Annotated in this window: 10 protein-coding genes; 4 read left to right on the top strand and 6 right to left on the bottom strand. The window is 51.8% G+C overall.

Translation table 11 applies throughout. From position 1 onward, the window contains the following. Window positions 1–180: 180 nt before the first annotated feature. The 3 genes from ldtD to OGY68_RS09055 all read left to right on the top strand — a co-directional run bounded on the left by ldtD (window position 181) and on the right by OGY68_RS09055 (window position 3,334). A complete protein-coding gene (gene ldtD / locus OGY68_RS09045) occupies window positions 181–1,932 on the top strand; it encodes a L,D-transpeptidase (protein ID WP_032941806.1) in 1,752 nt (583 codons plus the stop codon). A gap of 177 nt (window positions 1,933–2,109) precedes the next feature. After that, window positions 2,110–2,658, top strand: coding sequence for a peptidoglycan L,D-endopeptidase MepK (mepK, locus tag OGY68_RS09050; RefSeq protein ID WP_003831948.1), 549 nt, complete (start codon window positions 2,110–2,112; stop codon window positions 2,656–2,658). A 28-nt stretch (window positions 2,659–2,686) separates the two neighbouring features. Further along, window positions 2,687–3,334 (top strand): MBL fold metallo-hydrolase, encoded by a 648-nt coding sequence (locus OGY68_RS09055; protein WP_003831949.1) that lies wholly within the window; start codon window positions 2,687–2,689, stop codon window positions 3,332–3,334. Between the two features lie 53 nt (window positions 3,335–3,387). Here OGY68_RS09055 and aspC read toward each other — a convergent pair whose 3' ends face one another. The 4 genes from aspC to pncB all read right to left on the bottom strand — a co-directional run bounded on the left by aspC (window position 3,388) and on the right by pncB (window position 9,205). Further along, window positions 3,388–4,578, bottom strand: a complete 1,191-nt coding sequence (gene aspC / locus OGY68_RS09060; RefSeq protein ID WP_032942893.1) for an aspartate transaminase — start codon at window positions 4,576–4,578, stop codon at window positions 3,388–3,390. A gap of 183 nt (window positions 4,579–4,761) precedes the next feature. After that, window positions 4,762–5,835 (bottom strand): porin OmpF, encoded by a 1,074-nt coding sequence (ompF, locus tag OGY68_RS09065; protein ID WP_032942894.1) that lies wholly within the window; start codon window positions 5,833–5,835, stop codon window positions 4,762–4,764. A 600-nt stretch (window positions 5,836–6,435) separates the two neighbouring features. Beyond that, window positions 6,436–7,836: an asparagine--tRNA ligase gene (asnS, locus tag OGY68_RS09070; RefSeq protein ID WP_020996514.1), complete on the bottom strand. Its 1,401-nt coding sequence runs from the start codon at window positions 7,834–7,836 to the stop codon at window positions 6,436–6,438. A gap of 166 nt (window positions 7,837–8,002) precedes the next feature. Beyond that, on the bottom strand, window positions 8,003–9,205 hold the full coding sequence (gene pncB / locus OGY68_RS09075) for a nicotinate phosphoribosyltransferase (protein ID WP_003836860.1): 1,203 nt from the start codon (window positions 9,203–9,205) through the stop codon (window positions 8,003–8,005). Between the two features lie 265 nt (window positions 9,206–9,470). On the opposite strand from pncB, the gene pepN reads away from it, so the two are divergent. Next, on the top strand, window positions 9,471–12,083 hold the full coding sequence (gene pepN / locus OGY68_RS09080) for an aminopeptidase N (RefSeq protein WP_286580977.1): 2,613 nt from the start codon (window positions 9,471–9,473) through the stop codon (window positions 12,081–12,083). A 96-nt stretch (window positions 12,084–12,179) separates the two neighbouring features. Here pepN and ssuB read toward each other — a convergent pair whose 3' ends face one another. Both ssuB and ssuC read right to left on the bottom strand, forming a co-directional pair. Further along, the gene (gene ssuB, locus OGY68_RS09085) at window positions 12,180–12,947 is read right to left on the bottom strand and encodes an aliphatic sulfonates ABC transporter ATP-binding protein (protein WP_032942896.1); all 768 of its coding nucleotides are present in this window, start codon (window positions 12,945–12,947) and stop codon (window positions 12,180–12,182) included. After that, window positions 12,944–13,735, bottom strand: coding sequence for an aliphatic sulfonate ABC transporter permease SsuC (ssuC, locus tag OGY68_RS09090; RefSeq protein WP_048235702.1), 792 nt, complete (start codon window positions 13,733–13,735; stop codon window positions 12,944–12,946). Before ssuC ends, ssuB begins: the two co-directional genes overlap by 4 nt. Between the last annotated feature and the right edge of the window lie 6 nt (window positions 13,736–13,741).

Raw genomic sequence — 13,741 nt, forward strand, 5'->3', positions numbered from 1 at the left:
ATTAGGTTAGGCAAAAAGTTTTTGATGTTTATATACTAAAGGTGAGCCTAACGCGTCACAGGCTTGCTCGTCATACTTCAGTTTGTATCGGCGTTTTACAGGTCCGACCCTCGTCAGAATAAAGGGGAATACAGACGGCCTGGCTATTCAGAGTATGATAAAGAAAACAGGGGGCAAGGGATGTTGCTTAATAAAATGTGTGGTCGTCGGCTGTCGGCAATCAGTTTGTGCCTGGCCGTAACATTCGCTCCACTGTTCAATGCTCAGGCCGATGAGCCTGAAATGATCCCTGGCGATAGCTCTGCGACCGTCAGTGAACAGCCAACAGCGTTATCGCAGCCGCAGGTTCAATCTTCTGCGACGGCTATCATGGCGGGTATTCAACCGCTGCCAGAAGGCGTGTCTGTCGATAAAGCCCGCGCCGAAATACACTCTCAACTGCCAGCAGGTTATACGCCGGTTTACATGAGCCAGCTGGAACTGCTGTATGCCGCACGCGAAATGAAGCCGATGTGGGAAAATCGTGATGCGGTAAAGGCATTTCAGCAACAGTTAGCCGAGGTTGCAATTGCCGGCTTTCAGCCGCAGTTCACTACCTGGGTTGCACTTCTGACTGACCCGGCAGTAACCGGTCAGGCGAGAGACATCGTGCTCTCTGATGCGATGATGGGGTATCTGCACTTTATTGCTAACATCCCTGTCAAAGGTAATCGCTGGCTTTACAGCGATAAGCCCTATGCGCTAACGACGCCGCCGATTTCCGTCATCAACCAGTGGCAGGTCGCACTGGATAACGGTCAACTGACTTCATTTGTGGCCAGCCTTGCGCCTCAACATCCGCAGTATGCAGCCATGCATGAATCACTGCTCAAGCTGGTGGGCGATACACGTCCCTGGCCGCAGCTCACCAGTACAGCAACGCTGCGTCCGGGGGAGTGGAGTAATGACATCCCCGCGCTGCGTGAAATTTTGCGCCGAACCGGGATGCTGGAGCCTGCCGTCAGTACGTCTGGCAAAGAAGGTCGTGGCACCTACGATCGTGAATTGGTTGATGCGGTAAAGCGTTTTCAGACGTGGCAGGGACTTGGCGCAGATGGCGCGATTGGCCCAGCCACACGTGACTGGCTGAACGTGACGCCTGCTCAGCGTGCGGGCGTGCTGGCGTTAAATATTCAGCGCTTGCGCCTGCTGCCGAGTGAGCTGTCTACCGGTATCATGGTGAACATTCCTGCCTATTCGCTGGTTTATTATCAGAATGGCAATCAGGTGCTGGCCTCGCGCGTTATTGTCGGGCGTCCCGATCGTAAAACGCCGATGATGAGCAGTGCGCTGAATAACGTGGTCGTTAACCCACCGTGGAACGTGCCGCCAACGCTGGCCCGAAAAGATATCCTGCCTAAGGTCTGGAATGATCCGGGGTATCTTGAGCGTCACGGTTATACCGTGATGCGCGGCTGGAACAGCAAAGAAACGATAGATCCGTGGCAGGTAGACTGGGCTACCATCACTGCCTCCAATCTGCCGTTCCGCTTCCAGCAGGCTCCGGGAGCGCGTAACTCGCTCGGACGCTATAAATTCAACATGCCGAGTTCGGACGCTATTTATCTGCACGACACGCCGAACCACAATCTGTTCCAGAAGGATACGCGGGCATTAAGCTCCGGCTGCGTGCGGGTGAATAAGGCCTCTGAGCTGGCAAATATGCTGCTACAGGATGCGGGCTGGAATGATACGCGCATCTCGGATGCCCTGAAGCAAGGGGATACGCGGTACGTGAATATTCGCCAGAATATCCCGGTCAACCTCTACTATCTGACCGCATTTGTCGGCCCTGATGGGCGCACGCAGTATCGTACAGATATTTACAATTACGATCTGACAGCGCGATCCAGCGCACAAATTGTGTCAAAAGCCGAGCAATTAATCAGATAAATGAAGCAGTTCGAGGAAAATGATTGTCGTAAGTTATGCTGGAAACGGGGCCAAATGGCTGTGAGCCCCGTATTTCCTGGGGTTGGGAGCCTTGACGTGGACTACTTAGCCAGATAAGGTTTCCCGCGTGCGCTAGAGCATACATACGATAACATTGACCTTGTAGACCTTAATACCATGGACAAATTTGACGCTAATCGCCGCAAACTGCTGGCGCTTGGTGGTATTGCCCTCGGCGCTGCCATCTTGCCTACGCCTGCGTTTGCAACACTCTCTACCCCACGTCCGCGTATATTGACTCTGAATAACCTGCATACCGGTGAGTCAATAAAAGCAGAGTTTTTTGATGGCAGGGGCTATATTCAGGACGAATTAGCAAAACTTAACCACTTTTTCCGTGATTTTCGGGCCAATAAAGTGAAATCCATTGACCCGGGACTGTTTGATCAACTCTTCCGTCTGCAGGGCCTGCTGGGCACGCGTAAACCCGTACAGCTGATTTCAGGCTATCGCTCTATCGATACCAATAATGAACTCCGTGCACGTAGCCGTGGTGTGGCCAAGAAAAGCTACCACACTAAAGGTCAGGCCATGGATTTCCATATTGAAGGCATCGCATTAAGTAATATTCGCAAAGCTGCGTTATCTATGCGCGCAGGTGGTGTAGGATACTACCCCAGCAGTAACTTTGTGCATATTGACACCGGCCCTGCACGGCACTGGTGATCCATAAGCTTAATGAAACAGGAGCTGTATGAACTATCGTATTATTCCGGTCACTGCATTCGCCCAGAACTGCTCGCTAATCTGGTGTGAGCAGACTCGTCTGGCCGCGCTGGTCGATCCCGGCGGCGATGCCGAGAAAATCAAACAGGAAGTGGATGCCAGCGGTCTGACGCTTATGCAGATCCTGCTTACCCATGGTCATCTTGATCACGTAGGCGCGGCGGCTGAACTGGCACAGCATTATGGTGTACCGGTTATTGGCCCGGAAAAAGAAGATGAGTTCTGGTTACAGGGACTCCCTGCTCAGAGCCGCATGTTTGGCCTGGGCGATTGTGAGCCGCTGACGCCCGATCGCTGGTTGAATGAAGGTGACAGGATAAGCGTTGGCAACGTGACGTTACAGGTTCTGCATTGTCCGGGTCATACACCGGGACATGTGGTCTTCTTTGATGAGCAATCAAAGTTACTGATTTCAGGTGACGTGATTTTCAAAGGTGGCGTAGGGCGCAGCGATTTCCCGCGCGGTGATCACAGCCAACTGATCGATTCGATTAAACGTAAACTATTGCCGTTAGGCGATGACGTAACGTTTATTCCGGGGCACGGCCCACTTTCTACGCTGGGTAACGAACGGCTACATAACCCGTTCCTGCAAGATGAAATGCCTGTCTGGTAATTCGTTTAATAAATAAAAAGGCCGCATTTGCGGCCTTTTTTGTGCGCGATAGATTACAGTACTGCAACAATCGCTTCGCACAGCGGCGCCATGTTGTCTGGCGTCATTCCTGCCACGTTTACGCGTCCGGAAGCGACAGCGTAGACACCAAACTCTTCACGCAGACGCAGAACCTGCTCTTTGGTCAGGCCGCTAAACGAGAACATGCCGTTCTGTTTGATGATAAAGCTGAAGTCGCGGTTTGCACCTTTCTCTTGCAACGTATTCACAAACAGTAAACGCATGCGCTGAATGCGCTGGCGCATATCAGTCAGTTCCTGTTCCCAGATGGCACGCAGCGCGTCGTTGCTCAGAATCGTGGCCACTACGGATGCACCGTGTGCTGGTGGGTTGGAATAGTTAGCGCGAATGGCTGATTTCATTTGGCTGAACGCACGGTCAACGGTTTCAGCATCGGCAGCAACCAGCGTACAGGCGCCTACACGCTCATTGTACAGTCCAAAGTTCTTGGAGTAGGAGCTGGCAACGATCAGCTCTTTGTGCAGAGCCGCAAATGCGCGCAGACCTTCTGCATCTTCTTCCAGACCACGGGCAAAGCCCTGGTATGCGAAGTCAAACAGCGGTAACCAACCTTTTTCGACAGACATCTGAGCCAGTGTTTGCCACTGTTCCAGCGTAGGATCGATGCCGGTAGGGTTATGGCAGCAGCCGTGGAATAGCACTACGTCGCCAGCCTGCGCTTCGCTGAGGCTTGCCAGCAGCGCATCAAAATCTAACGAGTGGTTTGCTGCATCGTAATAGTTGTATTCACAAACTTCCAGGCCTGCAGAGTTAAAGACGCTCTTATGGTTCGGCCAGCTTGGATTGCTCACCCATACGCGTTTAGCCGACGTATTTTTTGCCAGGAAATCAGCTGCCACACGCAGTGCACCAGTGCCGCCAGGGGTCTGTGCGGTACGTGCACGCTTATCGTTGATCAGCGAACTTTCTTTACCAAACAGTAATTCCTGAGTGCAGCGACCAAACTCTGGAATACCGTCAATGCTAAGGTAATTTTTGGTGGTTTCATTTTCCAGTATATATTGCTCGGCTTTTTTAACGCTGGTCAGCACCGGCGTTTTGCCTGTCTCATCTTTATATACACCGATCCCGAGGTTTATTTTTCCAGGGCGGTCATCGGCACGAAACAAATCAGCCAGACCCAAAATGGGGTCGGCAGGAGCGGCGGTAATGTTCTCAAACATGACGAGGTTCCATAGTGATTACAGAAGGGAAGTCCGCTATCAGGTTAACGGTAGATTTACAAAATGCCAACCGTTACTGACGAAAAGCTGAGGTGTTTTTTTAAGACGCAAGAATTCGCTAGCAGATATAAAAAAACAGGACCGAAGTCCTGTTTTATAGGCATTTAACAAAGAGGTCTGCTATTAGAACTGGTAAACGATACCGACTGCTACGGTGTCGTCAGAGCCTACGCCCAGTTTGTTGTCAGAATCGATCTGGTTGATGATGTAATCAACATAGGTGGACATGTTTTTGTTGAAGTAGTAAGTCGCACCTACTTCGAAGTAGTTCACCAGATCTACGTCACCGATGCCTTCAATGTCCTTACCTTTAGATTTGGTATAGGCGAGGGACGGACGCAGGCCGAAGTCGAACTGGTACTGAGCAACCAACAGTACGTCTTCAGTTTTGTTAGCATAACCGTTAGAGATACGGGTAGCGTTACGGGTTTCGCTGTAGTTCGCCGCCAGGTAGATGTTGTTCGCATCGTATTTCACACCAGCAGCCCACTGCTCAGCTTTTGCACCGCGACCATAGGTCAGCGTTTCTTGCGCGTTGGTACGGTCAGCTGCGCCGTAAGCACCCACGATACCGAAGCCATCCATTTCGTAGCTTACTGAGCCGCCAACACCATCACCGTTAGAGCGACGCGCGTCATCACGCTCATTTTTGCCCAGGTACTGAACGGCGAAGTTCAGGCCTTCAACCATGCCGAAGAAGTTAGAGTTACGGTAGGTTGCGAGACCGCCGTTACGCTGGGAGAAGAACTGGTCAGAAGCAGCGGTATCACCACCGAATTCTGGCAGCATATCGGTGTAACCCAGTGCATCGTATACGACGCCGTAGTTACGACCGTAGTCGAAGGAGCCCGCGTCGCCGAATTTCAGACCGGCAAATGCCAGACGAGTTTTGTTACCGTTCTGAGCGTCACTACCACCTTCGGAGTTATTGCCGCTGAACTGGTATTCCCACTGGCCGTAACCGGTCAGTTGGTCGTTAATCTGAGTTTCCCCTTTGAAACCAAGACGGGCGTATGTCTGATCGCCGTTAGCGGCGTAGGCATTTTCACCGTTGTGCTTGGAAAAATAGTGCAGACCAACGGCTTTACCGTATACGTCTACTTTGTTGCCATCTTTGTTATAAACTTCTGCAGCGTTAGCTGCCCCGGCTACCAGCAGAGCAGGGATAACCACTGCCAGAATATTGCGCTTCATCATTATTTATTACCCTCATCGGTTTTTATATGACACCTGCCACTGCCGCCAATAAATTCCGTCAATCAAAATTTACGGAACTATTGATGAGAGTTTGGTGTCTTTATGTGTCTGACAGGCATCTTTCCATTCAAACTACCGTTTCGCTACCGTCAAAGTGCTACAAATATAAAGATTTAGTTTCAAAAAGAAAAAATGTGTAACAAGATGTTATTTTTGTGCAACTTTGTGAACAGCGTCAAACTTCGAATGCCCCTGCGCTTAAAATTCTCGTTTTTATTTCTATTTATATGATTTTCTTATGTTTAATTTTGCTAAGGTCATTTTTTATCCGTTATGCCGGAAAGTTCGGATTTTACAGGTAACGATTTTTGGACGTCTGGAATGCCGTGCTAGAGGTTAAAAAATGTACTATTTAATCAGAAAATGCTAATCCACAATAAAATTGCTGATTATTTTTTGTGCAAATGTGTTGCGATGAAATATTACGTAACAGGTGGAGGGGATTGAAAGGTTGTGTTTAACGTGAGATGGGTATCCAGATAGCACTAAAAGGGTATAAAAAAGGCCAGCAATGCTGGCCTTTGAAACAATAACGCACGTTTAGAAGGTGGCGTTACGTGGAGTACGCGGGAACGGAATAACATCACGGACGTTCTGTACGCCGGTGACGTAAGCGATCAGACGCTCGAAGCCCAATCCGAAGCCGGAATGCGGAACGGTACCGTAGCGACGCAGGTCGCGATACCACCAGTAATCCTCTTTGTTCAGACCCATTTCCAGCATACGGGCATCCAGCACGTCCAGGCGCTCTTCACGCTGAGAACCACCGATGATTTCACCGATTCCCGGGGCCAGTACGTCCATTGCAGCAACGGTTTTACCGTCTTCGTTAAGGCGCATATAAAACGCTTTGATATCTTTCGGGTAGTTTTTCACTACCACCGGCGCTTTAAAGTGCTCTTCAGCAAGGTAACGTTCATGCTCAGAAGACAGATCCACACCCCAGTAAACCGGGTTTTCGAACTGTTTACCGCATTTTTCCAGAATGCTTACCGCGTCGGTGTAATCCACCTGCGCGAAGTCAGCGTCAATGAAACGTTCCAGGCGTGAAATTGCATCTTTGTCGACACGTTCAGCGAAGAATTTCATATCATCCGCACGCTCTGCCAGTACGGCTTTAAACGCGTACTTCAGCATCGCTTCAGCCAGGCCTGCAACATCATTCAGGTCAGCAAAAGCCACTTCTGGTTCCAGCATCCAGAACTCTGCCAGGTGACGACTGGTGTTAGAGTTTTCTGCACGGAATGTCGGGCCAAAAGTATAAATTTTAGACAGGGCGCAGGCGTAGGTTTCACCGTTCAGCTGACCGGAAACGGTCAGGAAGGCTTCTTTACCAAAGAAGTCTTTGTCGAAATCGACTTTGCCCTGATCGTTACGCGGCAGGTTTTCCAGATCCAGCGTAGAAACACGGAACATTTCACCGGCACCTTCCGTATCGGAAGCGGTGATCAACGGAGTCGATACCCAAAAGAAACCCTGCTCGTGGAAGAAACGATGCAGAGCTTGCGCCAGCGTATGACGTACACGCGCTACCGCACCAATCATGTTGGTACGCGGACGCATGTGCGCCACTTCACGCAGATACTCAATGCTGTGACGCTTGGCTGCCATTGGGTAAGTGTCAGGATCTTCAACCCAGCCCGTTACTTCAACCTCAGTGGCCTGAATTTCAAAGCTCTGTCCTTGTCCAGGAGATGCAACGACTTTACCTGTTACGATAACTGAACAACCCGTCGTCAGGCGCAGTACGTCCTGATTGTAATTGGGCAGAGAATTATTGATGACGGCCTGTACAGGATCAAAGCAGGAACCGTCATAAACGGCGAGGAAGGAGATGCCAGCTTTTGAATCTCGGCGGGTACGCACCCATCCGCGCACGGTGACTTCGCTGTCAACGGCTACGCGGCCCTGGAGTACGTCGGCTACAGGCACAACGCTCATAATATTCTCTCTGTTAATAGTCGGATATATAAACACATGTCCACCCGTAATGGGGGGATACCTATGTTACCTGGCATCTGCAATCAGACAAGCAGAATTCGTAGCTGGAGTGAAAGATTTCGGAAATAAACGCGAAAAAGGGAGCCAAAATGGCTCCCTGGAAGGCTTAACTGGCTTTTTTGATATGCGGGAGATCGAAGGCTTTGCGCAGTGCACGAACAAATGCTTTATCGTGGCAGATGGTTTTACCCGGGCTGTCAGATAACTTCGCCACCGGTTTGCCGTTACATTCCACCAGCTTGATCACAATATTGAGTGGCTTAACCTGCGGAATGTCGCATGTTAGCCGTGTCCCAATACCAAAACTCAACTGTACGCGGGAAGAGAAGTGGCGGTAGAGTTCAATCGCTTTTTTCAGATCGAGATTATCTGAGAAGACCAGCGTTTTGCTCAGCGGATCAATACCCAGTTTTTCATAATGGGCGATGGCTTTTTCACCCCATTCCACCGGATCGCCTGAGTCATGGCGTAGACCCTGATAGCGGGTAGCAAACTCAACGCCAAAGTCGCGTAAAAATGCGTCCATGGTAATGCAATCGGTCAATGCAATGCCGAGTTGATCAGGGTATTCATTTAACCAGGCTGCCAGGGCTACGCGCTGGCTGGTGGCAAGTTCTGGACTGATTTGCTGATGAGCCTGGAACCACTCATGCGCCTGCGTACCCATTGGGGTTAATGACAGGCGGCGGGCCAGATCGTAGTTACTGGTGCCGACAAACCAGGGCTCTTGCTGCAGGCGTTTAACGATAGCCTGCTGTACTTCGCGCGAAAAACGACGACGCGTACCGAAATCCATCAAATGGAAGCGGGACATATCGACATCTTTCGTTAAAGCAGAGAATTCTACTAGTTTGCTTTCCAGCTCATCGAGTGCCTGCGGGACGCCTGATTCAGGTGAACGGTAACGGTGTACCAGTTCGCTAATCACCGCTAACAGCGGGACTTCCCACATGATCACTTCACGCCACGGACCGGTTAAGCGGATGTTTAGCTTGCCGTTATCATTGGTGACGCAAACCTGTTCCGGGTTATAGCGGAAATCACGTAACCAGGTGAGGTAATCAGCTTTAAAGAAAGGCAGGCCGGAGAGCCACTGGTACTCATCCTCCTGCAGTCGCAGGTGCTGCATAGCATTCACCTGCTCACGAATAGAATCGGCATAAATACCGAGCAGGTCATCGCCACGGCAACGAAATTCAGCCGCTACTTGTACATCATAGTAGTGGTGAAAAACGGCTTGCTGCATATGCAACTTATAAGCGTCTGTATCCAGCAGCGAGTGCAGAACAGGAGAAGCGAATTGTGTCATAGGTGCGCAGTAGCATCCTCTCACGGGAGCGTTTAGTACAATAAACAACTAAGAAAACCGCTGGAGTATACCCTGTTTAGCGATTTATTGAACCCCGATCACACCATAAGCTCTCTTTCTGGTCGAGGGCAATTCGTGCCACGTGTTATGAAAATGTAGCAAAAAGGGTGTTTGTGCCTGAAAAGATGAACATTCTGCGTAGCGCGATTTACGCAACAGGAATAGACTGAAGCCGAGACTCTATTAAAGATGCTAAAGGTTTTTTATGACACAACAGCCACAAGCCAAATACCGTCACGACTATCGTGCGCCGGATTACCAGATTACTGATATTGACTTGACCTTTGACCTGGATGCTGAAAAAACCGTGGTCACCGCAGTGAGCCAGGCTGTCCGTCATGGCGCGTCCGATGTGCCCCTGCGCCTGAATGGCGAAGATCTGACCCTGGTGTCGATCCACGTGAACGACGAGCCGTGGACAGAGTATAAAGAAGAAGAGGGCACTCTGGTCATTAGTCAGTTGCCGGAGCGTTTTACGCTGCGTATCGTGAATGAAATTAGCCCGGCGGCCAATACTGCGCTGGAAGGGCTGTACCAGTCTGGCGAAGCGCTGTGCACCCAGTGTGAAGCAGAAGGGTTCCGCCATATTACCTGGTATCTCGACAGACCCGATGTTCTGGCGCGTTTTACCACCAAAATTATCGCCGATAAAACCCAATTTCCGTTCCTGCTCTCCAACGGTAACCGTGTGGCGCAGGGCGAACTGGAAAATGGTCGTCACTGGGTACAGTGGCAGGACCCGTTCCCGAAACCGTGCTATCTGTTTGCGTTGGTAGCCGGTGATTTCGACGTTCTGCGCGATACCTTTATCACCCGTTCCGGGCGTGAAGTGGCGCTGGAACTGTACGTCGATCGCGGCAACCTTGACCGCGCGCCGTGGGCGATGACCTCGCTGAAAAACTCCATGAAATGGGATGAAGAGCGCTTTGGCCTCGAGTATGACCTCGACATCTATATGATTGTCGCCGTGGATTTCTTCAACATGGGCGCGATGGAGAATAAAGGTCTGAACATCTTTAACTCCAAATATGTGCTGGCACGTACCGATACCGCCACCGACAAAGACTACCTCGATATTGAGCGCGTTATCGGTCATGAGTATTTTCACAACTGGACCGGCAACCGTGTGACCTGCCGTGACTGGTTCCAGTTGAGCCTGAAAGAAGGCTTAACCGTGTTCCGCGATCAAGAGTTCAGTTCCGATCTTGGCTCACGCGCGGTAAACCGCATCAGCAATGTGCGCACCATGCGTGGTCTGCAGTTTGCTGAAGATGCCAGCCCGATGGCGCATCCTATCCGTCCGGATATGGTCATTGAAATGAACAACTTCTATACCCTGACCGTGTACGAAAAGGGCGCTGAAGTCATTCGTATGATCCACACCCTGCTCGGTGAGGCTAACTTCCAGAAAGGGATGCAACTTTACTTTGAGCGTCATGACGGCAGTGCTGCAACCTGTGATGATTTCGTGCAGGCGATGGAAGATGCTTCTAACGTTGATCTCTCCCATTTCCGCCGCTGGTACAGTCAGTCCGGTACGCCGATTCTGACCGTGCGTGATGACTACAATCCGTCAACTGAGCAGTACACGCTGACGATCAGCCAGCGCACGCCGGCCACGCCGGATCAGGCCGAAAAACAGCCGCTGCATATTCCTTTCGCCCTCGAGTTGTATGACAACGAAGGGAAAGTGATCCCGCTACAAAAAGGCGGGCACCCGGTGAATTCTGTACTCAACGTCACCCAGGCAGAGCAGACGTTTGTCTTTGATAACGTCTACTTCCAGCCGGTTCCGGCGCTGCTGTGCGAATTCTCCGCGCCGGTAAAACTGGAATACAAATGGAGCGATCAGCAGCTGACCTTCCTGATGCGTCATGCGCGTAACGATTTCTCTCGTTGGGACGCGGCGCAAAGCCTGCTGGCGACCTATATTAAGCTTAACGTTGCCCGTCATCAGCAGGGACAACCGCTGTCGCTGCCGGTACACGTGGCTGATGCATTCCGCGCAATTTTACTGGATGAGAAAATCGATCCGGCGCTGGCGGCAGAGATCCTGACGCTGCCTTCAGTAAATGAAATAGCCGAACTGTTCGACATCATCGATCCGGTGGCGATAACCGAAGTACGCGAAGCGTTAACCCGCACGCTGGCGGCCGAGCTGGCAGATGAATTCCTCGCCATCTATAACGCTAATCATCTTGATGAGTACCGCGTTGAGCATGCCGATATTGGCAAGCGTACGCTGCGTAACGCCTGCCTGCGTTTCCTGGCCTTTGGCGAAACCCATCTGGCTGACACGCTGGTAAGCAAGCAGTATCGTGAAGCGAACAATATGACCGATGCGCTGGCGGCGCTATCCGCGGCAGTGGCGGCGCAGCTACCTTGTCGCGACGCGCTAATGCAGGAGTATGACGATAAGTGGCACCATGACGGTCTGGTGATGGACAAATGGTTTATCCTGCAATCCACCAGCCCGGCGAAAAACGTGCTGGAAACGGTACGCGGCCTGCTGAAGCATCGCTCTTTCAGTATGAGTAACCCGAACCGAATTCGTTCGCTGATCGGTGCTTTTGCAGGTAGCAACCCGGCGGCATTCCATGCGGAAGATGGTAGTGGATATCAGTTCCTGGTCGACATGTTGACTGAGCTTAATAGTCGTAACCCGCAGGTGGCGTCACGTCTGATTGAGCCGCTGATTCGCTTAAAACGTTATGATGCAAAACGTCAGGCGAAAATGCGTGCGGCGCTGGAACAGCTGAAAGGTCTGGAGAATCTCTCCGGCGATCTGTTCGAGAAGATTGACAAAGCGTTAGCCTGAAACGTTGACCTGTAGTTTAGTAGGCCGGATAAGGCGGTAACGCCGCCATCCGGCAAAAGGCCCGGTAAGCGCTACCGGGCCTGGTTTTCTGAGCGGTTATCCATGTCGAAGGATCGGTTGTTCCGTCTCGCCGCGTTTCATAACCCGGTTCAACACTTCCGCTTCCAGATCGGCTAACCGTACCGATCCCAAACGGCGGGGGCGCTGAATATCCACCGTCAGATCCAACCCGATTTTTCCGTCCTCAATCAGCAACACGCGATCGGCCATTGCCACCGCTTCACTGACGTCATGAGTGACCAGCAGTACGGTAAAGCCGTGCTCTTGCCATAAAGAGACGATCAGATCCTGCATTTCAAGGCGGGTTAGGGCATCCAGAGCGCCGAGGGGTTCATCCAGCAGCAGCAAACCGGGGCGATGAATTAATGCCCGTGCCAGGGCTACACGCTGTTTTTGTCCACCGGACAGCGCAGCCGGCCATTCGTGAGCACGACTCTCCAGCCCAACGGCGGCCAGCGCATCTCGGGCCGCATCGCGCCACTGACCTTTCAGACCCAGGCCCACATTATCGATAACCGTCTTCCATGGCAGCAGACGCGCATCCTGGAACATCATACGCGTATCATCCTGAATTTCCGCCAGTGGGGTGGTTCCGGCAAGTAATGCGCCTGAGGTCGGCGATTCCAGCCCTGCCAGCAGACGCAGCAACGTACTTTTACCACCGCCGCTGCGGCCAACCACGGCAACAAACTGTCCGGCCGGAATATGCAAATCTAATTGATTGAGCACTGTATTGGCGGCGTATTGTTTTGTCACGGCGCTCAGCAACAGCGGTGTACCCTGGTTCAGGCGAGCGGTATTCATACGGTAGCCTCCTTTACATGGTAAGCCGGATGCCAGCGTAGCCAGACTCGCTCCAGCAATTGGGCGCTGACGTCGGCAAGTTTGCCGAGCAGGGCGTAGAGAATAATGGCCACCACGACCACATCGGTTTGCAGAAATTCGCGGGCGTTCATCGCCAGGTAACCAATACCTGCATTGGCAGAAATAGTTTCCGCCACAATCAGCGTCAGCCACATCAGCCCGAGAGCAAAACGCACGCCGACCATAATCGAGGGCAGGGCGCCGGGGAGGATCACATGAACAAACAGTGAAAAGCCGGATAATCCATAGCTGCGCGCCATTTCTACCAGCCCACGATCGATACTACGGATCCCATGCCAGGTGTTGATGTAAATTGGGAACAGCGTGCCCAACGCCACGAGAAAGATCTTGGCGGATTCATCAATGCCGAACCACAAAATCACCAGCGGGATCAGCGCCAGATGCGGTACGTTACGCAGCATCTGCACCGAGGTATCCAGCAGGCGTTCTCCCCAACGCGAAAGACCGCTGATAAGTCCCAGTGTCAGGCCAATCGATCCACCGATGGAGAATCCGATCAGCGCGCGCCAGGAACTGATGGCCAGATGCTGCCAAAGCTCGCCGCTGGCGGAAAGCGTCCAGAAAGCTTCGATAACACCTTCCGGAGAGGGCAGAATGCGAGTGGACAGCCAGCCCATTGAAGATGCGAGCTGCCAGAGCGCCACCAAACCTACCGGTAAAAACCAGGGCGCGAGGCGTAATAACCACCTGTTTTTCGGCGTTGCCATTAGCCG

Origin of the sequence: Citrobacter sp. Cpo065 (assembly GCF_030332805.1) — a bacterium.
GTDB classification, from domain to species: domain Bacteria; phylum Pseudomonadota; class Gammaproteobacteria; order Enterobacterales; family Enterobacteriaceae; genus Citrobacter; species Citrobacter portucalensis.